Origin of the sequence: Metabacillus sp. KUDC1714, assembly GCF_014217835.1 — a bacterium.
In the GTDB taxonomy this organism is placed as follows: Bacteria; Bacillota; Bacilli; order Bacillales; family Bacillaceae; genus Metabacillus; species Metabacillus rhizosphaerae.
The window spans coordinates 3,131,316-3,154,254 of record NZ_CP055263.1 but is presented as its reverse complement, the minus strand read 5'-3'; the positions used below and the strand labels follow the sequence as shown (position 1 = coordinate 3,154,254).

Annotated in this window: 18 protein-coding genes; 6 read left to right on the top strand and 12 right to left on the bottom strand. The window is 35.9% G+C overall.

Features of this window, described 5'->3' with window-relative positions:
• Window positions 1–433: 433 nt before the first annotated feature.
• A complete protein-coding gene (locus HUW50_RS14900) occupies window positions 434–577 on the top strand; it encodes a hypothetical protein (protein WP_185652989.1) in 144 nt (47 codons plus the stop codon).
• A gap of 174 nt (window positions 578–751) precedes the next feature.
• Here the strand turns inward: HUW50_RS14900 and HUW50_RS14895 are convergent, their stop codons facing one another.
• Complete coding sequence (locus HUW50_RS14895; RefSeq protein ID WP_185652988.1) at window positions 752–910, bottom strand: hypothetical protein; 159 nt, start codon at window positions 908–910, stop codon at window positions 752–754.
• A 289-nt stretch (window positions 911–1,199) separates the two neighbouring features.
• Between HUW50_RS14895 and HUW50_RS14885 the strand changes: the two genes are divergently transcribed.
• The 3 genes from HUW50_RS14885 (at window position 1,200) to hprK (ending at window position 4,041) form a co-directional block, all read left to right on the top strand.
• A complete protein-coding gene (locus HUW50_RS14885) occupies window positions 1,200–1,778 on the top strand; it encodes a substrate-binding domain-containing protein (RefSeq protein WP_066324040.1) in 579 nt (192 codons plus the stop codon).
• A gap of 56 nt (window positions 1,779–1,834) precedes the next feature.
• Complete coding sequence (locus tag HUW50_RS14880) at window positions 1,835–2,803, top strand: formylglycine-generating enzyme family protein (protein ID WP_066324039.1); 969 nt, start codon at window positions 1,835–1,837, stop codon at window positions 2,801–2,803.
• Between the two features lie 320 nt (window positions 2,804–3,123).
• Window positions 3,124–4,041, top strand: a complete 918-nt coding sequence (gene hprK, locus HUW50_RS14875) for an HPr(Ser) kinase/phosphatase (RefSeq protein WP_066324036.1) — start codon at window positions 3,124–3,126, stop codon at window positions 4,039–4,041.
• 521 nt (window positions 4,042–4,562) lie between these two features.
• Here hprK and HUW50_RS14870 read toward each other — a convergent pair.
• The 6 genes from HUW50_RS14870 to HUW50_RS14845 all read right to left on the bottom strand — a co-directional run bounded on the left by HUW50_RS14870 (window position 4,563) and on the right by HUW50_RS14845 (window position 12,871).
• The gene (locus HUW50_RS14870; RefSeq protein WP_066324029.1) at window positions 4,563–6,023 is read right to left on the bottom strand and encodes a sulfatase family protein; all 1,461 of its coding nucleotides are present in this window, start codon (window positions 6,021–6,023) and stop codon (window positions 4,563–4,565) included.
• Between the two features lie 93 nt (window positions 6,024–6,116).
• Entirely contained in the window at window positions 6,117–6,941 is an 825-nt protein-coding gene (locus HUW50_RS14865; RefSeq protein WP_066324026.1) for a carbohydrate ABC transporter permease, read from the bottom strand.
• Entirely contained in the window at window positions 6,942–7,904 is a 963-nt protein-coding gene (locus tag HUW50_RS14860) for a carbohydrate ABC transporter permease (RefSeq protein WP_066324023.1), read from the bottom strand.
• Window positions 7,905–7,967: 63 nt separating this feature from the next.
• On the bottom strand, window positions 7,968–9,437 hold the full coding sequence (locus HUW50_RS14855) for an ABC transporter substrate-binding protein (protein ID WP_066324019.1): 1,470 nt from the start codon (window positions 9,435–9,437) through the stop codon (window positions 7,968–7,970).
• Between the two features lie 435 nt (window positions 9,438–9,872).
• Complete coding sequence (locus HUW50_RS14850) at window positions 9,873–11,414, bottom strand: sulfatase family protein (protein WP_066324011.1); 1,542 nt, start codon at window positions 11,412–11,414, stop codon at window positions 9,873–9,875.
• 92 nt (window positions 11,415–11,506) lie between these two features.
• Window positions 11,507–12,871, bottom strand: coding sequence for a glycoside-pentoside-hexuronide (GPH):cation symporter (locus HUW50_RS14845; RefSeq protein WP_083964401.1), 1,365 nt, complete (start codon window positions 12,869–12,871; stop codon window positions 11,507–11,509).
• Window positions 12,872–13,258: 387 nt separating this feature from the next.
• Here HUW50_RS14845 and HUW50_RS14840 point away from each other — a divergent pair, with 387 nt between their 5' ends.
• Window positions 13,259–14,062: an AraC family transcriptional regulator gene (locus tag HUW50_RS14840; protein WP_066324005.1), complete on the top strand. Its 804-nt coding sequence runs from the start codon at window positions 13,259–13,261 to the stop codon at window positions 14,060–14,062.
• Window positions 14,063–14,471: 409 nt separating this feature from the next.
• On the opposite strand, the gene HUW50_RS14835 is transcribed toward HUW50_RS14840, so the two are convergent.
• The gene (locus HUW50_RS14835; protein ID WP_260445506.1) at window positions 14,472–15,449 is read right to left on the bottom strand and encodes a DnaD domain protein; all 978 of its coding nucleotides are present in this window, start codon (window positions 15,447–15,449) and stop codon (window positions 14,472–14,474) included.
• Between the two features lie 610 nt (window positions 15,450–16,059).
• On the opposite strand from HUW50_RS14835, the gene HUW50_RS14830 reads away from it, so the two are divergent.
• Window positions 16,060–16,884, top strand: a complete 825-nt coding sequence (locus HUW50_RS14830) for an STAS domain-containing protein (RefSeq protein WP_066324002.1) — start codon at window positions 16,060–16,062, stop codon at window positions 16,882–16,884.
• A 254-nt stretch (window positions 16,885–17,138) separates the two neighbouring features.
• Here the strand turns inward: HUW50_RS14830 and HUW50_RS14825 are convergent, their stop codons facing one another.
• The 4 genes from HUW50_RS14825 to HUW50_RS14810 all read right to left on the bottom strand — a co-directional run bounded on the left by HUW50_RS14825 (window position 17,139) and on the right by HUW50_RS14810 (window position 22,788).
• Window positions 17,139–18,113, bottom strand: a complete 975-nt coding sequence (locus HUW50_RS14825; RefSeq protein WP_066323996.1) for a homoserine kinase — start codon at window positions 18,111–18,113, stop codon at window positions 17,139–17,141.
• 499 nt (window positions 18,114–18,612) lie between these two features.
• Window positions 18,613–19,860, bottom strand: coding sequence for an NADP-dependent malic enzyme (locus HUW50_RS14820; protein WP_066323993.1), 1,248 nt, complete (start codon window positions 19,858–19,860; stop codon window positions 18,613–18,615).
• A 187-nt stretch (window positions 19,861–20,047) separates the two neighbouring features.
• Window positions 20,048–21,487 carry an aspartate ammonia-lyase gene (aspA, locus tag HUW50_RS14815; RefSeq protein WP_185652987.1) on the bottom strand — a complete coding sequence of 480 codons (1,440 nt, stop codon included), beginning with the start codon at window positions 21,485–21,487 and terminating at the stop codon, window positions 20,048–20,050.
• A 29-nt stretch (window positions 21,488–21,516) separates the two neighbouring features.
• Window positions 21,517–22,788, bottom strand: a complete 1,272-nt coding sequence (locus tag HUW50_RS14810; protein WP_066323988.1) for a cation:dicarboxylate symporter family transporter — start codon at window positions 22,786–22,788, stop codon at window positions 21,517–21,519.
• Window positions 22,789–22,939: the final 151 nt, after the last annotated feature.

The following is a 22,939-nucleotide window of genomic DNA, read 5'->3' as shown; positions in this document are numbered from 1 at the left end:
TCCTAATATCTTTTGCTCAGGACCCAATATATTTTCGTGGGATGTAAAATAAAAGAAGATGTTCTAAGTGAAATATTTGAATAGCGAAGTACTTAATCTGTTAAAGATTAAGTACTTCGCTATTCAATCCCATCCTTATAATTTTTCTCCCAATGTTTATCACCAATATGCTCTATGTCGTCATATGTCTTTTCGGTGCTCAAGATCGTGTACCCCTTAGGCACGAAGGCTACTCTTTTCAGAAACGATAGAAGCTTCGGATGCTGGTTTTCAAGTAGGGTATGAAAGCCCGTCGCAGTTTAGTTCCATTACCATTTAATTTGGATAAATTGTATTTTACTTGAAGTTGAATTTCGAAAATTAATGGGGAGTTTAGCAATAGAGTCTATAGGGAAAACGGGATGTATACATCAGATGAAAGGAGATGCCTTCCATGAAAAAGAATAAATACTTGTTTGGAATGATGACAGCCATTTTGTCCATGGGGTTATTAGTAGCATGTGACGATGGTGTGGATGAAGATGAGCCAGATCCAAGCGAAGAACCAACTGAACAACAAGAAGATGATTCACAATAATGAGCAAAACTGATTGAACGATATAGATGAGAGGGATTTTAATCGTAGTTTATACACTATGCTAGCTTTTCCTAGCCTTTGGTTTTACAAAATGTTGTTACTTGCAGTTTTGCAAGTAACAACATCCCCTTATTAAGCATTCTAATACTCTTTTAGTAGATATATTTACCTCAATTATTTCACTTCTCTACTAGATCTCACTTGTGGAACTACATCACAAGTCTCTTGATAGAAATCTAGCATTCTCTCTTTTGAATCAACCAAAACATTCGATAATGAGCTATCATTAATTTTATTTACAGTTTCTCTAAACTGATAAAAGTATGGAAGCACTTTTACTTCCTTGTTTTCAAATTTATAAAAAAATTAATACCCGTGCAACATCAATTAATTTATAGGGTATAACAAATTTTTATATACCAATAGAAATTATTTTTTCACAAAAACCTGTATTAATGATAAAGTGAAATAGAGTTCAATTGACCTATTTTCATTAATTTGATGCATTTAATCACAATAACTATGGAAGCACTTCCATAGTTGCATGAAATTTAATATAAATACTTACATTCTGTGGTGATGAAAATGAAAGCATCTATTTATGATGTTGCGAACTTAGCTGGTGTTTCTATATCAACAGCTATATAATCATTCTGGATTAAATGTATACTGCCAATTCAAACAATATAATAAAGATATATTAGACTTTTTTTATAACCGTGATCATCGACATATCGTTGTTATTGGATTAGAAGAAAAATTAGAATCCGTTACGCGAAAGTTCAAGGTAGAAAAAAATGATAAAGATCTAAAGATAGACCATTATTTTGACCCAGTAAACTTAAATTCATATCTAGACTTATTAAGGAATATTTTTACTCAAAATGATAAACCTACAGCTCTATTGGTTCATGATATCTCTAAAGTTCAGCAAACAATTAACCTTCTAAACAATCTAAAGTTATCTGTTCCAGAAGATGTTTCCATCATTACAATTGAACACAAGTATCAAGATGCAGAGCAATGCTTCCCTTCTGTTACAAGTGTTTATGTACCTGCTTATCAAATGGGGATTGAATCTGCAAACGTACTATTTGAGTATTTACAAGGAACACAGGAATTTTCCAAGGAGATTGTTGTTGATTCAAATATTATTGAACGCAACTCTGTCAAAAATCCTTTGAAGATGAGTGATTTTTAATAGTAATAGAAATGAAGTCTTTGCTCATTATTAAAAAAAGTAGAAGGTGAGATAAAATGAAAACGGATAATAAAATGTCATGTTGTGCTATTAAAAGAACAAAATCCGATCTAGAAATTGAAGCAAACAATGAACCATTACAAGAAATTTCTCAAGGTAAAAATCATTTTAGAGAAAAAATGGTCTACCTTTCTGGCGGAGAATTTTTAATGGGTACTAATGAAAAAGAAGGGTTCAAAGCAGATGGTGAGGGTCCAGTAAGGAAGGTGAAAGTAAATCCATTTTTAATCGATCGTTATGCCGTTACGAATGCAGAATTTGCTGAATTCACCAAAGATACAGGCTATGTCACTGAAGCAGAGAAATTTGGTTGGTCTTATGTCTTTTATAGCTTCTTACCCCAAAATCTAATCGGCAAAGTAAATCGTGTTGTCAATACACCATGGTGGTGTGCTGTTAATGCAGCTTATTGGTACCAACCAGAAGGTCCTACCTCTACTATTGAAGACCGTATGGATTACCCTGTTGTCCATGTAACTTGGAATGATGCACTTGCCTTTTGCAAATGGGCAGGGAAACGATTGCCAACAGAAGCTGAATGGGAATTTGCAGCTCGTGGAGGTCTTGAGCAAAAACGATATCCATGGGGTAATGAATTAGAACCAAAAGGTGAGCATTACTGTAATATCTGGCAAGGGAAATTCCCTGAAAGTAACACAAGCGATGATGGCTATAATGGAACAGCTCCGGCAAAATCATTTCCTGAAAATGGATACGGTCTTTACAACATGTCAGGGAATGTATGGGAATGGTGTTCCGATTGGTTTAGCAGAAGTATTCACAACAGAGGTGGGCGAACGAACCCTCAAGGACCATTAACTGGCGAAACGAAGATTATGCGTGGTGGATCATATTTATGCCATGAATCTTATTGTAATCGTTATCGAGTGGCAGCACGAACCTCGAATACACCAGATAGTTCATCAGGTCATTTAGGCTTTCGCTGTGTAGCTGATGTAGAGTAGTGAGTTAAGATACATCTAGCGAAAAATATTTTAGCATTTGGATCACTTTAATATATCAAGTTTTGGGCAGAATTCTCTTCTAGGGGAACCTGCCCAATTTAATGACACCATATAACACTTACTTCTCCCATGGCACATAACCAACTTTTTATTCTACATTCAAACCATCAGAATAGATATCTACTCGTAATATCAGTTATTATTAAGTACGATCAAATGATTAAACTTTTTTGGAATATCTCTAAAAATAAGATTTTGAAACAACATTTTCATCTCTTCATTAATTCAGAATGTCATTACGGACGGAGTGTGTCGTAGAATTGAAATCATTAACAGTTGAAAATTTAGTTCAAAAGTTTTCATTGAAAATTTTGACTGGAAAAAATAAACTACAACAAAAAATTACACAATCAAGAGCTCATCGCCCAGGTTTAGAATTTGTTGGTCACTTTGATTTTTTTCCAACTGAACGTGTTCAAATACTTGGAAGAAAAGAGATTACTTATTTACATAAGTTAAGCATCGAGGAGCGTCAACTGCGAATTGGCAATATCGTTAAATACCACCCACCTTGTTTTATCGTTACTGCCGGCCAAGATGGACTAACATACTTGACCCAATATTGTATAGAAGAAGGAATTCCTTTGTTATGTACAAACGAATCACAAACAACCTCTGAATTTATAACAAAACTTGATGCTTATTTGGTGAAAACTCTTGCTCCAGAAACCGCAATACACGGAGTATGTATAAACGTATATGGAATGGGCATTTTAATTCGAGGAAAATCAGGAGTAGGTAAAAGTGAAACTGCACACACATTGATAGGCAGAGGGCACAGGCTTGTGGCTGATGATATCGTCGTGTTAAAAAGGCTTAGTCCGCGAACTATTCTTGGTACTCATGACGAGAAAACGAAGGAATTTCTCGCATTACGTAGTATTGGGCTTTTAAATGTGGTCCGCTTATATGGCAGAAAAGCTTTTCAGGACGAAACTAGGATTGCACTCGATATTGAACTGACAAAATGGCAGAAGAATTCCCTAAATAATGAATTAGAGCATGAATCTTCTTTTACAGAATATATGGGTGTTCAAATTCCTCACATTGAGATCCAGCTCCAACCTGGTCGGGATGTGGCGGGATTAATCGAAGCTGCCGCAAATAACTGGCTTCTAAAGCAGCAAGGATACAGTGCTGCAGAAGAGTTTTTAAAACGTCTTGAGTCCGAGTTTTAGTTTATAATTAGTTCTTCAAATTTCACATAATGATTGTAATTAAATGACCAAGGAATTTTAATAATTCCCATAAAAAAATGTTAAGTCTTTTTCTCGTAAGTTGTCAAGGACACCTCAATAAAACGTATGAGTATAAAAAAACCTTTTTATTGTAACTGTCGCCAAACAGAAGATTGCTAGGTGTTATCTGCATAAACAGGCTCACATTGCGTTAATTGGTTGAGAGTAGTAAATTAATGCCTAGAAATATCTATACAATTAAAAAACATATAATGATATTAATGGTCTAATTCATAACTATAAGCTAGTCTTATTTAGAAGAAAGTTTGTCACTCGTTTATATTAAGAACATGAATTCAAGTTTAAATCACGCCTTTATGAAGGTAATTTAATTGATGTTAATTTAACATAGGTATTTAAACAATATAATTACTATTAAAAATAGTTCAAACCTCCGTTATGAAGAGAAGTTTGAACTATTTTATTTAGTAATAAACTTAGAGCAGAAACGTTATGAACCCTTATACAAACTCCCTCGGATGACGTCTCTTTAGTTCTGGTACAGCGTGACTTCTTCCCGTCTCAATAAGCCATTCTGTATAATCTTTAAGCGCACCTTTTGCATGATATGGCCCACCCTCTTGCATGACGGTTCTCATTGGGTCTATATCAGAAGGGCTTGTTGCCATCATCTCATCATGCCATTCATTTAAATAATAAACCGCATCTTTGCATATATCAGGTCTATCATTAGCAATATTATGTTGCTCATGAGGGTCTTCTATTAGATTAAATAACATCTCTTTGTCAAACAGATGATATCCGTCATGGTACGTTCGGATATATAGCCAATCGTCAAATCTTACACTACGCTGACACACATGTGCACATTGAGAGACGACCAAAAATTCTCGACCTGCCTTCTCCCCTCGTTGAATTGTTTTTGCAAAGCTCTGTCCATCCCAGTTTGGTGCAGGATTTTTCCCAACCATTTCCGCAATAGTAGGTAAGATATCGAGATGATAATGGAGCTCATTATCTACATGTCCTTTTTGACACCCAGGCCAGCGAATAATCATCGGAATATTACAAGTTCCATGATCTGCAGTTCCATGTTCTCCATATATCCCAAGTTCGCCCATGTTTTCACCATGGTCCGCAGAAATAATGATTATGACTTCATCCATAACACCTTGTTTCTCCAACAGATCAAAGATCATACCTATTTGATTATCCATATGTCGAACACCACAATCATAACCATCAACCATATTGCGTAACTCATCCATATCTTTAATATCGCCTGGATATCGTGGATAATCAGGACTTGTTTGGTTATTAAACATGTTTATTTCATTCACACTATGTGGACCAACTTTTTGCTTGTGTGTTTCAAGTACATCTTCGGTTAGCCACGACGGAAGAGGCTCATTCTCGAATGGATTACCAAAGATGTCGGGTGCTCTATAAGGTGTATGTGGGTCCCAGTAGTTTACATAGAGCATCCAATTGTCATCTTTACCGTTCTGTTCAATCCAATTTAATACGACTGGAGTAACTTCTTCACCGGATTCCATCCCACTTTTTCCCGTGTTAAACATTTCATTGAACCCTGCATAAAATGTCCAAGCAGAATGACGTTCAGCAAACGGACTAACTAATGACGTTTTCATCCCTAAAGATCTAAAGAAGGCAGGAAAACTCTGTGTAGCAAGAGAATCCTTAAATTGGCGATCTTTTCCTTCATGACGCACATCAGCAGCAGTTCCCCCGTGACCTACAACCCCAGAATGAATTCCCAACTTTCCTGTCATAAGGGCTGTCCGAGAGGGTAGGCATGGAGCATCGGAAGTATAATAGTTTGTAAACTTTATCCCTTCATTTGCAATTCTATCAATATTAGGCGATGTATTACGATGATACCCGTAACATCCCAAATGACTAGGTGTTGTTGAATCTAAATCTAAAAATAGGAATCTCATAAACGCTCTCTCCTTCTTTACACTTATATATGAAATTAATTGTTCTTATTCTTATCATGACAAAGTTACGTTTTATTTTTGTAGTACAATCTCTTATCCCTTAACCGCTCCAGCAATTCCATCCACAAAATAACGCTGTAAAAATAGGAAAATAATAATAATTGGCACTAAAGCGATCGTTCCACCAGCAGCAATTCCTGTCCAGTCAACAATATTTTCACCACGGAGTGTGTATAATCCAACCGCTAACGTTCTAAGTTCTGGTGTGCTAAGAGTTAATACCAATGGTAAAAGGAATGAATTCCATGTCCACACGAATTGCATAATGATAACACTTCCGATTATCGGTTTAGATAATGGCATAATGACATGGATGAATGTTTGAAAGAAGTTACATCCATCGATTATTGATGCTTCCTCTAATTCCTTTGGAACAGCCCTAAAGAAACTAGCAAAAAGTAAAACGAACAATACGTGTCCACCACCAGATTCTGCAAGGATGATTCCAAGAAGTGAATTCATCAGTCCCATTTCTTTTATCAATTGAAAGATAGGAATGATCGAAAACTCAAGCGGAAAAAAGATACTAGCCCCGAGCACTGCCATAAACAATTTCTTTCCCGGGAAAGAATATCTACCAAGTGCATATCCACAAGTTGCAGTTATGAATAATACAATAGCAATTACGGCTACTGTTATAATGACAGAATTGATAAAGTATCGATCGAAGTTTCCAGCATCCCATGCACGGGTAAAGTTCGACATATCGAAAGTAGATGGAATTAAGCTCAACCCTTTTGTGAAAAATTCAGAGTCACTTTTAAAGGCTGCTGAAACCATCCATAAAAAGGGATAAATCCAAACAAATAAAACAGCAACTAGTGTAGTGTGTGTAACAATTTTACCTACTTTGGTCATTTACTCCATCCCCTTTGCATTTTGTTTAAATGGACGTTTGATAATTGCTTGAGCAATACCAATGAATACAATCGTCAAGGTAAAGAAAATGGCAGCAGCTGATGCATACCCTAATTGTGGGAGACCCATTTCACTTGAAAAAGCATAACGGTAAATATAAGTTGATACAACATCTGTGGAAAAAAATGGTCCTCCATCCGTCATCGTTTTGATTAAATCAAATACCTTTAATGAACCGGCTACATTTAATAAGAGAATAACAACTCCGATTGGAATAAGCTGTGGAAGTGTTATATAAAAGAACGTTTTTACATGCCCAGCACCATCTACCTTTGCGGCCTCATACAGTTCCTTAGGTATGCTTTGAAGACCTGCTAACCAATAAATCATGTTCATCCCCAAATTCTTCCATACATAAATTAAGATGACAGTTGTCATAGCCATTTTTGCATCGCTTAACCAGTTAATTGGCTGATCAATGAGGTTTAATTTCATTAAGGCAAAATTCACAGCACCATCTGAACCCCAAATATACACCATGATGATCCCAACAATTGATGCAGTTGTGACAACAGGAATAAAGAAAAGAGTACGGTATACACTTGCATATCGAAGTTTAGGATTATTCAAGATAAGTGCAACGAACAATGCAAGAATAAGTAGTAAAGGAACAGCACCTACCATAAAAACAAAACTATTTTTGTACGCATTCCAAAAGTGGGGATCTTTAATAACTGCTTTAAAGTTTTCAAGGCCTACAAACGCTACGTTAGAATTTAGTCCTGACCAGTCTAGCATTGAATAATACCAGTTAATTACTATCGGCCAACCTTGGAACAGTGCATAAAAAATTAGATTCGGCAAAATAAAGAGCCAGCACCACAAGTTCGTTTTTCTAGATAATGAACCTTTACGAACTTTTTTAACAGTTTTGGTCGAGATTACTATATCTGTATTGTTCATAAAATCCCTTCTCTCTTGTACAAAAGAAGGCGAGTACATCAATAAACCCGCCTTTATTTGCAATTATTTTAGTTCTGCATAACCCTCTTCTGTATAATTTTCCATCGGATCCCAATTCGCGAATTCAAAATCTGAACGTTTCGCTTCTACTCCTTTTTCACTTGCAGCTGAAAGTGCTTTGTCCCAGGCTATTCCTAACTGTTCTGAATACTTTCCTAATTCACCTTCATAGTCAGATACGGCTCCTGCTACAACTCCACCAAGTATTTCACCCACATTAGGACTTACATCTTTAAATTCAGCAAAAACTGCAGATGTATTTGGGTTTTTGACACTTGGATTAGGAATAACACGACCAATCTCCCGAGAAATATCGTAGTATTGTTGAAGTTGCTCGACTGTGATATATTCTTCATTGATTCCCTTTACAATAGAGAATGCTCCTCCTTTTTTCGTTTGCTCTTGTTGAAAATAGTCTCCACCATAAAATTCCTTAAGATATAACGCGGCTTCTTCTGGATGTTCTGAAGTAGCCGATAATCCCATCCATGCTGCATTGCTTATAATGGATAATGAACCTTTTCTTCCTGAGTCTGGAACTGGAGGTGCCATAACTCCATACTCTAAATCAGGGTTATCTTTGTTCCAAACACCAATACACCATGCCCCTTGAACAATAAACCCTGCTTGCCCCTGTCCAAATAGCGCTCTTGCTTCAGGTGCAGAAATATTCATCGTCTTCGGATGAAAGCTACCATCTTCCTTAATGTCTTTAAATAGTTTAAATAAATTAAGTACAGGTTCACTGTCATATGTCGTCTCATTTGTTGCAAGGCTAATTGGTGAATTAGCGTTTATCCCACTTCCACCTAGTGATGACCAGTCTCTTACCGTCTCCAACCAGCGGTTACTTTGTTTCCCACCTTCAATTATTCCGTAATACTTACCTTCTCCAGTTTCTGTTATTTTCTCTGCAGCTTCTCTAAATTCTGAATAGGTTGTAGGTGGTTGCTCAGGATCTAAGCCTGCTTCTTTAAATAATTTTTTGTTATAGAATATGAGACTGCTAGGTACATAAGCAGTTTCTGGAATAGAATAGATTTCTCCATCAACCATTGTGACTCCATTTTGAAATGTACCTTCCACAAAGATATTTTTAAATTTATCATCTATATACGGATCAAGTGGCTGATACCATCCGTCCTTTACAAGAGTTGCTAATTTCATTCCACTAGGTACAGGGAATAAATCCGGAGCTTCTCCTGAGTTTACTGCTGTTAAAATAGTATTTTTGTATTGATCAATTGTAAGTTGCGTATATTCCACTTCAATATTCGGGTATTTTTCCATAAATCTTTTGTGGAATTCCTCACGTATGTCCTTCGTGCTGTCGCTCCAATCCATTACACGTAAGACTACTTTTCCATCTTTTTCTCCCTCTTCTCCCCCTGCTTCTTCACTTGATGACGCACAAGCTGTGAGTGAAAAAACTAAAAATGTACTTAATAGCAATATCAACCACTTTTTTCTCATCAATGTAATTCTCCCCTTTGATATTTTCTCCACAAGATTTTGTAAGCGCTTAATATCTTGTTATTGCTAATTATAGATGGCTAGAAGGATCATGGTCCATGTACGATATTATGATTTCATGTATAATCTTTCAGAATATTCAAAATACCCCTCCCTTGGACTCAAAACATCTTTTTCTGTTACTGGTCACCTGTAATTTATTTAAGGGCAATTTTTTAATAAACGAGATAAAAAGAGCTAAGCTACCCTTCTCAAAAAAGTATAAAGAATGAGCATGTTTTTCATTCTACTTCTGCATGCAAGAAAATAATTAGTGGTCAATTTGTTATCTACTATCTTATTTAATATTTACTTTTCTATATCTTTGCTTAAGCAAAAAAATACCTTAGTCTAGTAAAATACTAAACTAAGGTATAAAAATAGCGTTATCATGAATTAAAATAAATTTTTCATCATCGCACGAGTAAACGCAACTCTTGCTTCATCAATTTCTTCTGGAAACTCACTAGGATGTTTTTGTTTCAATGCATTAAATTGTCGTTCTCTTCCAGTTTGAATGAGTCTTTCTCCATAATTTTCAAGGAATCCCTTAGCATGATATGGTCCGCCTTCTTTCATAACAGTCCATAGAGGGTCAACATCATCACCACTTCTTACCATCATTTCATCATGCCATTCATTCAAATAATAGGTTGCTTCCATGCAAAGGTTTTTATACTTATCTGCAACGTTGTTTTCTTCTCTAGGATCTTCTGCAAGATTATATAGCATTTCTTTATCAAATAAATGATATCCATCATGATACGTTCTCATATATAACCAATCGCCAAAACGTACACTTCGTTGAGCAACGTGAGCACACTGAGAAACAACTAGATAGTCACGCCCACAATCTTTTCCTTCTTTTAATACAGATGCATAACTTCTTCCATCCCAATCTGGAGAAGCAGGTAGCTCAAGCATTTCTGCTAATGTAACAGGTAAATCTAAGTGATAATGTAAGCCGTCATCGACAATTCCTTGTTGCATGCCTGGCCATGAAATGATCATTGGAATACGACATGTGCCATCATCGGCCGTTCCGTGTTCTCCATAAATCCCTAATTGTCCCATGTTCTCTCCATGGTCTGCTGAGATAATAATAATCGTGTCCTCAAAAATTCCCTTATCTTCTAACAATGAAAATAATTTGCCGACATGATCATCAAGATATCGAATACCACAATCATATCCATCAATCATAGATCTTAAATCGTCCATGTTTTTAATCTCACCAGGACTTCTTGGGAATTTTTCACTTTCTACATTCGTATACGTGTTTCCATTATGATCGATAACTAATTCATGCACAGTATGAGGACCTACAGCGTCTTTATGCTTTTCTAACGTTTCTTCGTTAGCCCATTCCGGCAGTGGCTCTTCAGCAAAAGGATTACCGAAACTCTCTGGCGCACGATAAGGCGTGTGAGCATCCCAATAATTCACATAAAGTAACCAATCGTCTTTTGCAGCATTTCTCTCAATCCAATCTGTAACAACAGGAGAAACTTGTTCAGCTGATTCCATTCCAAACTTACCAGTGTTAATTATTTCGTTAAAACCAGCGTAAAAATTATATGTTGCATGGCGTTGCGGAAATGGGCTAATTAAAGTTGTATTTATACCTGCTCCTAATTGTAAGAAAGAAGGGAGAGATCCACCAACTGAAAGTCTACCAAAAAGGTTACGATTAACTCCTTCTAGTTTCATATCTCCAGCTGTACCTCCATGTCCTACTAAACCATTACGAATTCCAAATTGACCAGACATTAAGGCCGTTCTAGAAGGTGCACATGGAGCATCTGAAGTATAGTAATTATTGAAACGAACTCCCTTTTCTGCAATTTTATCGATATTAGGTGAAGTATTACGGTGATAACCGTAACATCCTAAATGGCGTGGGCTTACTGAATCTAAATCTAAAAATAATATTCTCATAAATAACTTCTCCTTTAATTCGTATTCTAGTTGGATGAGATTGTTTTTAAAGCTTATTCGTCTACTTTCAATAACGGATAAGCTTAATATTTTTAAGCCTCTTTTGCGAGATCAGTATTTGTCTCATTTCTTTTTTTCAAGTCTTCCACTATTTGAGGATGAATCTTATCAAGTTTGTAGAATTGCAACAGAATGAGAACTAATACAAAACTTATGACTGGGAACCATATAAAACTAAATTCAATCGCTTCCAAAGTTTCTGTAGATTGTTGAGTTAATGCTGGGTCATAATTATATAAAGCTAATAACCAAGCCCCCGCAGCACCGCCTATACCCATTCCAAATTTTGCTGCAAATGTTGAACCTGAGTATAAAAGACCCGTTGCACGAACACCTGATTTCCACTCACCATAATCAATTGTGTCAGCAATAAGTGAGAATAATAGACTCGGAACGAAACCAAGACCTAATCCACCAAGTCCAACCCCAATCAAAAGTAATGGAATAGAAGATGTTATTGAACTGAAATAAATGATAAGAGATCCTATAATGGACACCACAATCCCAAACTGCATGGTTTTCTTACCACCAAGTTTCTTTGTAACAAACGGAATTAAAAGTAAGGAAACAATTGTTAAATAATTCAAACCCATAACAATTGGAACGATATCTGCTCTGCCAAAATTATATTTAAGAAAGTAAATAGTCGTTTGATTACGAATAATAAATACAAAGAAGAAAGCAAGTTTTGCAGTAAAGATAATTAACCATGGGATATTAAATGCTTTCAATCCATCTTTTAAAGGAACAGTCTTTTTACTATTGTAATACTCTCTTTCTTTCGTATTTTTAAATGCATTTATAAACATCGGAATAGAAATGACACCAAATACAGTCATTGTTATCGCGAAACCCTTTGCATCATTACCATTTCCGAAATAAGCAACTAAAGGTAATGTTGCAACCGAGACAACAAAGCCACCAATCTGACCGAAAATCATACGTATAGAAGTGACTTCATGACGTTCTTGCGGATTATTTGACATGCTAGGTAACATGGCTGATAAAGGAATGTTAATAAACGTATAAATAAGACCTAATAGTATATAGCTTGAATAAGCAAACAAAATTTTCCCTTGTGTATCTAAATCTGGAGTCAAAAAGGCTAAAACACCGACAGCTGCAAATGGGATCGCTAACCATAGAAAATATGGCCTACATTTACCCCATTTCGTATTTGTTCGATCGATTACATAACCAGCAAGCAAATCTGTACCTGCATCTAAAAATCTAACAAGCAAGAATAAAGTACCAACAACACCTGCACCAATACCATAAACATCTGTATAAAAATAGAGTAAATATGTTGAAACCATTACAAAAATTAAATTAGATGCAGTATCCGCTAAACCATAACTAATTCTTTCTTTCCATGAAACTTGATCTACTTTAAACATAAGTAATCCCCCCATATTCGGCCTAAGCTAAACTCATAGTGAAGTGTTTGGTTACTGTTAAGGACAAAATATTAATTTATATCCTGTGCCACCACCTTTATATTTAGTTAAGACCGTAAATTGCACCCTTAAGATCTAATTTACGACTCCCTTTAAGCGCTTCCAAATATCACAAAACAATTGTACATATTGAGATATGTGCAAGGTGTGTAAACGCTTAATCATCTTATTGATAACAAGTATACTGGTTATGTCGAATTATAGTCCATGTACAATTTATCGATTTCATGTATGATTTTTTACTACATTTTATTTTTCTATATTTCTACTTGGAGATATCGTGTATATTAAATTTATAGAAAAATTAGCCTGTAAGGAGGTCTCTACATCATTAACATAACTGGCGTTTTTTTTGATAATTTAATTCCAAATTGGCATACGCAAACTGAGAAAATTGATTACAATGTTTTTATTCTAATGGTAAAAGGGAAAGTCGCCTATTCAATAAATGGAGAACAGATTATTGCTGAAAAAGGTGATCTTGTATATATTCCATTTGGGACTTTACGTGGTGGAGAGAATCATGAATCTGGCGGGCACCAAAAATACACAGTTGCGTTTACAATTCCTGAAAATGTCGCTTATACGGACCCTTTTCCTATCAGTAAAAAATTCCACAAAATTAAAACAAGGAATCCCGAATATGTAAAGCATCGTTTTGAGAGGTTATTCGTCGATAGTAGAGGTGATAAAAAATTCCGCTCCTATATATGTGTTGGAATACTACAGGAATTACTTGGAATGTTTGCCCGGGAACTAGATAGCCCTACAATCACACCAAGCAAGGTGAAATACACTTCAATCATCGAGAACTACTTGTTAAAAAATTACCGTAAAACCATTGAAATTGATCAACTCGCAAAATTAATTAACAGGTCTCCAAGTTACACAATTTCGGTCTTTAAGGAATTAATGGGACAGTCTCCAATCAGATATATTCATCAACTAAGAATCATTGAAGCATGTAATCTCTTATTAAATACCGATATGACAATTGTAGCTATCTCTGATTATCTCGGATACTATGACCCTTCCTATTTTTCTCGTATGTTTAAAAAATTAACAGCAATGTCCCCAAAAGAATTTGCAATGTATGGACATCAGGTTGAGGTTTCTACTCTATTTTCGTAAAAAAGGGCTTCAAAGATGTTTTAGGATATAGAATTGTTATTACAAATAGGTAAATCAAAAGGCTGCTAGGTTTGTAGCAGTAGGCCATCAAATGAAAAAAGACTAATCCCCCTTCTTTCTACTAAAGGATTAAAGCATCTCATTTAGATGATTCTAGAGGGATTCGAACCCCAACCCCTACCCTGAAAATGGGTGGGGAAACCAATGACCAGCATTTACAAATGAAACAAATCTCCTTCATTTAACTCCAGCAATATTTGTCAGTAAAAATCCAAATGAATTACATTCTACTGGATCTCTCGAAAGACCAATTACACCAAGAAGTTGTAAATCTATCATATCTGGATAGTTTACTCCTTATTTTGCTCTCTAAAATTCATTATCTACTTTTACCTCCAAACAATACTCATCACTCTTCACCTGCTGTTAGATCAAGTTCAAACCCACTCGGAATATCTCTTCCAGCAGGAAACGATTCCGTTGATTGCTTATGCTTTGATATAGAATATTGGTTCTCACAAAAAGAATCAATCTCTCCCACGGTCAGTAAAGATTCATTTTCCCAGTTTTTCAGAATGCCAATCACATAGTTCAGCCTTCGCTTGTTATTAGCACAGGCAATCGTCATGGCTTTTAAAATTGTGTCTTTAGGCTGTAAAAAGCATGAATCATCTAACCAAGCTAAAAGCTGCTGTTTCGCATTGACATTTGAAAAACCAAATCCATTGTTGTCCCAAAACTCAACAATTTCTTTCACGTCTTTCGTTTTATGAGTTTGTGATTGATCCTCTCTGTCTGGATTATTCTCTATATTTGGGTTAAAAGCTTTTTGTTGTTGTTTTTCTTTTTCTTTTTCTTTTTCTTTTTCTTTTTGTCCACGTATCGTATTATGACGCATGAACGTATCGTCAACTTCTTCACATTCGGTATCTTGATATGTATCATTTTCATCTTGGTTACTAACTTCACTAAAAAAAGATTCATATAGACCACGAATTTCCGGCTTTTGAATAGTTTCCGAAACATATGAAATAAGCGAAGTATCCTCGACCTCTTTCAATTCAGAAAGTATACAATCCATAACCGGTTTCCCACCTTTGTGCAGGTTATCCTTCCCCCAGTTTTTAATGGCGAGTTCTCTAGTTTCTGGATTATAGCGAATCAATTTGTGATGTTCGATGAATCGTTTCATTAACGAATGAACACTCTCAATTGAATAACCCAAATCAAAAGCCATTTGTTTTTTCGTAATTCGATAAATTCCAATTTGAGTCGTTTGTGGATTCGTAAGAAGATATAGGTAAAAATATCTATCCTCCGGGGTCATTTCTTCTGAAACAATCGGATTCTTCCAAAATTCAGTACGCACCATTCGATATTTTGCCATATCTACCACTTCCCTTTCTTCTTAGAAAATTCCTTTCATAGAATATATATAGAAGTGGTGGAGAGAGTAGCGTATGTTTCACATATAATAAATATTTCTGTGATACCTATTAAGATCATGAGTTTCCCATGTCTTTCTATCAGTTTCATATTGAATGAACGATACATGCAATCAATATGAAAGTACTGCCTTGTAAAAAAGGAATACAAATCTGATCCTGCAAGATTGTTTATATAGGCTCTTTTCTAAAAGATTGTTGTTTTTGAACAAAACAGATTAGGGTGATTGGAACGGATATGCGAGACTCCTGTGGGAGTAGCGGGACAGATGAGACCCCGCAGGCGCTTCGCGCTGAGGAGGCTCATCGCCCGCCCCACGGAAAGCGAGCATCCTGGAGCGCCAATCAACCAACCTAATACTATTTTAAAAGCAACAAAGTTTGCGAAAACAGCCTTTATATAAAAAATGAACAATATCACTTTAAATATTTTCCATTATTAAATATAGGTAAAAAATGCATAAAAGTTGTTTACTTAAGGAGTTAAGGGGGTAATTACCATTGGGGATATTATACAAATTTCAAAAAAATAAAAATAAAGGGGAATAAGCAATGAAATTCAACTACCTAGCCACATACCAATTAAAAGATTTTTTTGAAAACAATATTGAAAATTTTGAAGAGTTGCTTCTTTCTGAGGCTGTTAATGTAAAAGATAAGATTGATGAAATCTTACAAATTGGAAATATTGATCTTGTAAATAATGCAAAAAATCTCGTTATCTATATTATTAATAAAAAAGAAAAAGACCTTCAGCTGTTTGCAAAGCAAGAAGGTATTGCTTGGGCGACTCATTCAATTGACTTATCATTTAAATTAGAGTGGATACAAGCCATTCGTAGAACGGTTTGGTATCTTATAAAAGAGTATAACCGATTAACGAATGAACAGATTATTATCAACTTTTTTACTCTAGAAAAAGAAATAAATAATCGGATTGATGATTTTTTAAATTCCTTCTTTATGAGTTATTCTACATACAAAGATTCTTTGATTAAAGCACATAGAGAGTTGGTTGAGAATCTATCAGTACCAATTATCCCAATAAATTCTTCCGTCTGTATTTTACCATTAATTGGGACTATTGATGAATTTCGAACAAATATCCTAGAAGAAAAAGTCCTAACTGAAATTGGAGTCAGCCGCATTCAAACTTTGATTATTGATCTATCTGGTATCGCTATTATGGAAATTGAAGTTATTAATCATTTATTAAAAATAATAGATGGAGCTTCTATGATGGGATGTAAATCCGTTATTACCGGATTAAGGGCTGAGGTAGTACGAAAAATGATCCACCTTGGCGCCTCATTTAACAAAAATACAAAAACTTTAGGCACACTACAACAAGCTTTACATGAACACTTACGTCAATAGACTCTATTTAAAGGCGAAGGTATGGCTCTAGATAAACTGCAAGTAAGTTCGAACAAGATTTTTTAAATGTAAAAAAAGCTTCAATTCCTTATCTACCAAAGGATTGAAGCTTTTCTTTTTTATGATCCTATAGACCATTTAGAAGCTCAAGGGGAAAGGGCAAAACGGGCAAGATAGAAGATTGTTTCATAATTCCAGCATCATGAACTTCTTTTAAGGCTTTTAACCGTAATTAAGATAACAGAGCCATTATATTATCCGAAGAGTTCCTTAGTAAAATTTTCTCTACCTAAATTATTAAGATAGTCAATTTTCCGTTTTTCGAAAAAATCATCAACATTACCTCTTTCAAAATACCAAATACAGTCAATTAATATTCCGAATTTTAGTAAATCAAATAAATGTATTTTTTCAGATTCATTTAGCGGTCTATATTGAGAATATTCTAATACTACTTTCTTTGCATTACTAAAATCAAAAACATCGTCTTCTAAACTGAATTTCTCCCAAGTATCCCAATCAAAAGTAGATTTAAATGGTTCTATCATACACACAAGGTCAAAAGTTAAAAATGTATAATTGGCATCATCAAAGTCTATAAGTGCCTTAAATTCATCGTTCTGAAAAAGGACATTAGAGAAATGAAAGTCAGAATGACAAATCCCCTTTGGTAATGAGCTTGGAAGGACTAGCTGTTTCAGCTGATGTATGTACCACTTAAGTTTTTCTTGAGAATTTAAAGTATTTATCTTTTCAGCACTTTCCTGAGCTAACCTTTCACACTGTTCTACGTTGTAATTCAATCGGTACTGTGTTAGATCCGATTTATACCCTTTAGTTAGATTGTGAAATTCAGCCACTTTTCTTATGAGCTGTTTTTTTTGTTTAGTAGTAGGATTTTCTATATGCTCCCCCTCAATAAAATGAAATAGAACATAAGGCTTGTTATTATAGATACCAATGAAATGTCCATCATTATTACATAATGGGGTGGGACAAGGATATTTTTTCTCTTGTAAATAGTTCAATAAATTAATTTCAAATAAAACCGATTCTGTTGTACGATTTTCATAATATCTAAAAACAAGTTTATTGGTTGTTGTCTTAATTAAAAAATTAGTCTGTACTGTACCCTTGGTTATTGGGTTAGAGTATACAAGTTCACCCAAGTTGTAATTTGAAAGAATGTCTTTAAAGTTTTTTGATGAAAAATTTGTTTTAACTGCCATCGATTATTTCTCCTTATGAAATTAATTTCTGTAACTATGCTACCCGTTTGAATCCCCTTATTCAACTACATTGAACGTAATTTCAATAAGGAAAAACAATACCATTGTTTAATAGAATAATATGGATAAACACAATATTAAACTATCCCTGTTTTAATAAGCTTTGACATCGATTCAATACTTTTAAAAAATATTAATAATATACCGTTAAATATGTTTCATTGTCAAAAAATGGGTCACAATAGTGGTCTCTTTTTCTGATGACCTAAGAGTAGGGGGAAGTTTCTATTCATTCATAATTTTTGTTTAGTTTTAGCAGCAGAAACTGCAAATATATAAAAATAAAAAAGATACCATCGGCATTAAACCAATTGGTATCTTCTTCAATCCAGATCATTTTATTCCTTTACACGACCCTATACCCATCATAAATTGGTATGAAATAGGATTTATTGAGCATTTAAGCAGTAAATAAGGTGTTCCTTTATTTGAACCAGGTTTATACAATAACAACTTGTGTTTCTTCTGCTAGGGCTAATAGACACTTTTTGATTTCTTCTACATTTACATGCTTTTGCGAAACGCCTGTTTCCATTGCAGCGTAAGCAACAGCTGCCGATACATAAGCGACCACTCTTCTGTCAAATGGATCTGGAATGACATAATCGGTATGAAGATCTTCCTCTGCAATTAATCCAGCAATCGCATAAACAGCAGCAAGCTTCATTTCTTCATTAATTTGTTTTGCGTGAACATCTAAAGCTCCCCGAAAAATACCAGGGAATGCAAGTACGTTATTGACCTGGTTTGGAAAATCAGAACGTCCTGTTCCTACTACCAGTGCTCCCGCTTCTTTTGCCTCCTGTGGCATAATTTCCGGTACTGGATTGGCCATGGCGAAAATGATTGGATCATGGTTCATGGAACGAACCATTTCTTTCGTGACGGCACCTGCGGCTGATACCCCGACAAACACATCGGCTCCCAAAAGAGCATCTGCCAATGTACCTTGTTTTTGTTCTTTATTAGTGATGCGAGCCATTTCTTCTTTAAATGGATTCATTCCAAACGGTCGTCCTTCATAAATGATTCCTTTTGTATCGCATAAAATGACGTCTTTTACACCCATATGCAACAGCAGCTTGACAATCGCCACGCCAGCAGCACCGGCACCGTTTGCGACAACGTGAATTTCTTCTATCTTTTTGTTTGCTAGTTTCAAAGCATTGAGTAACCCTGCCGCTGTTACAATAGCTGTACCGTGCTGATCATCATGGAAAACTGGAATATTACAAATCTTTCGTAGCCGCTCTTCAATTTCAAAGCATTGCGGTGCTGCGATGTCTTCTAAGTTCACTCCGCCAAAAGTCGGTTCCAATAATTTAACGACCTCCACAATCTTGTCCGGATCTGTTGTATCTAAGCAAATCGGGAATGCATCCACATCTGCAAACGATTTGAATAATAATGCTTTCCCTTCCATGACAGGCATGGCTGCTTTCGGGCCGATATTCCCAAGGCCGAGTACAGCTGTTCCATCTGAAACAACAGCAACAAGATTCCCCTTCATTGTGTAATCATACGCTTTGCTGTCATCTTCATAAATGTCCAAGCATGGTTCCGCTACACCTGGAGAATAAGCGAGACTTAAATCTTTCGCATTTCGTACCGGAACTTTTGAATGAACACCAAGCTTTCCTCGATTTTCCTTGTGTATCTTTAATGCTTCTTCTCGTAAATTTGACATTCAGTATATCTCCCATTGTTTAATTTTTGTATAATTATAGTAAAGGAAGAACTTATAGTAGAGTAATATCCTGCATATTATATCGGTTTTACTCTAGTTTTCTCCCCTTTATGTCACCTATATCTACTCTCGCAAACCAATTACCGTTGCCAATTTTCTAAGATTCATCGGGCTTATAAAAACTTATTTATTCTCGGTCAAATAGAGCTGCCCCAGAAATTCCTGGTTTTGTCATCTCAAAAGGATTTAAAATAAGATCAAGCTCTTCCACTGTTAACACATCATACTGCAGGCATAGTTCACGTACGGATTTACCTTTTAAAATCGCTTCTCTTGCGATACGAGCTGCCACTTCATACCCAATATGCGGATTAACAGCCGTAATAATCCCAACGCTTTTTTCTACATACTCTTTTAGACGGTTTTCGTTTGCTTCAATTCCTGCGAGACAGTAGTCTGTAAAGGCACGGAATGCATTGTTCATGATGCTGATGGATTGAAGCAAGTTGAACACAAGCACTGGTTCCATCACGTTCAGTTCAAGCTGACCCGCTTCAGATGCCAGGCAAATAGTATGGTCATTGCCAATGACCTGGAACGCTACTTGATTGATCATTTCAGGCATAACCGGATTGACTTTTCCCGGCATAATGGATGAGCCTGGCTGACGGGCCGGCAAGCTAATTTCCGCAAGGCCCGCGCGAGGACCTGAGGCCATTAAACGTAGGTCATTCGCGATTTTGGACATATTCATCATACATACCTTCAACGCTGCAGAGACTTCTGTATAAGCATCTGTATTTTGTGTCGCATCAACAAGATGCTCTGCCCCAACAAGCGGAAGGCCGCTAATATCAGCCAAATGCTTAACCACTCTTTCGATGTAGCGAGGGTCTGCATTTAATCCTGTTCCCACAGCTGTTGCTCCCATATTTATTTCATATAAATGTTGGCGTGATTGTTTAATGCGTTTAATATCACGCTCTACTACTCGGCTAAATGCTTCAAACTCTTGACCAAGTCGGATTGGCACCGCATCTTGAAGATGTGTCCGTCCCATTTTAATCACATGGTCGAATTGTTGTGCCTTTTTCTTAAAGACATCAAGCATATACTCCATCGTAGGTAACAATTTTTCGAGTAAACGAAGGGTGGCAATATGAATTGCGGTTGGGAACACATCGTTTGTTGATTGTGACATGTTCACATGGGTGTTTGGACTTAAATGAAGAACATAGTCCCCTTTCTCTTTTCCAAGTAATTCGAGTGCACGGTTAGCAATGACTTCGTTTGCATTCATATTCATCGATGTACCTGCACCGCCTTGGATTGGATCCACGATAAAATGATCATGCCATTTACCTTCGATCACTTCATCTGCTGCCTGAACGATCACGTTACCAAGTCCTTCGTACAAACGTTTCGTATCCATATTTGCTAAAGCTGCTGCTTTTTTCACGATAGCCAACGCTTTAATTAATTCTTCATGAATACGATAGCCTGTAATCGGAAAATTTTCGACCGCACGCAATGTTTGGACCCCATAGTATGCATCTACAGGTACTTCTTTTGAACCTAAGAAATCTTTTTCAATGCGTACGTTATGACCTATTCTAATTGTTGACATAGTGTTTCCTCCTTTATCCTCAGGCAAGTTTATGCTACGTCTGACTGTTTAATTGAATCAACGTAATGGTTTGCTTTTTCTTGGTTAAATTCGCCTTCCCACTTTGACATAACAATTGCTGCTAATGAGTTCCCAACGACATTAACCGCTGTTCGTACCATATCTAAAATACGATCGATACCGGCAATAAACGCAACTCCTTCGAGTGGCAGTCCCATAGAACCAAGTGTTGTTAAAATGACAACAAATGACGCACCCGGAACGCCGGCCATTCCTTTTGACGTTAACATTAATACTAGTAATAACGTTATCTGTTGTGTAATTGATAGATCAATACCATACATTTGTGCCACGAAAAGTGAAGCTATTGCTTGATAAATCGATGAACCGTCTAAATTAAACGTATAGCCTGTTGGAATAACAAATGAAGTAATCGATTTTGGACAGCCAAATTTCTCCATTTTTTCCATTAACCTTGGTAATACAGCCTCTGAGCTTGCCGTTGTAAATGCCAAAATCAGTTCGTCTTTTAACACTTTCAAGAGAACAAAAATGCTTGTCCCGGACATTTTCGCAATAATTCCAAGAACGACGAACACAAAAAATACCATCGTCACATAAACAGCAAGCACTAATTTCCCTAATGGAATTAATGTTACAATGCCAAATTTAGCAACAGTTACACCGATCAGTGCAAATACACCAAACGGGGCAAACTTCATCACTTGGTTTGTCACCCAAAACATTGCTTCTAATACACCTTCAAAAAAGCCAAGGACAGGTTTTCCTTTTTCTCCTATTGCCGCAATTCCTAAACCAAAAAACACAGAGAAGAAAATAATCGGTAACAAGTCACCCTGGGCCATGGATTCAAATATGTTTTTCGGAACAATATGAACAATCGATTCCGCAAAACCCTGGCTTTCAGCTGTTTTCGTCGTTTCTTCATAATTTGAAATATCACTTTTTTCAAGATTGCTTGTATCTAAACCAGAACCCGGGTGGAACAAGTTGGCCGCCAGTAATCCAATAGCAATGGCGATTGTGGTGACAATTTCAAAATAGAGAATGGTCTTCCCGCCTAATTTCCCTAGTTTTTTCATATCGCCGACTCCTGCGATTGAGACTACTAATGCAGCAATGACAATCGGAACGACAATCATCTTAATTAAATGAATAAAAATGTCTCCAATCGGCTCCATAATGACCATGACTGTTTCATTCCCGTGAAATACTGCACCGACAGAAATACCTAGTATAAGTGCAACAAAAATTTGTGTAGCTAATCCAAACTTTTTCAAATAAATTCCCCCCTAATGTTAGTTGTTTTTTGTTAACGCTTTCATTATTATTTATCTTAGTTTATACTCAACCCCACTAAAACCAACTAAAACCTACTGAAACCCACAAGGGCAAATAGGAAAATTAAAAATTTTAGTCAAAACCCTTTCC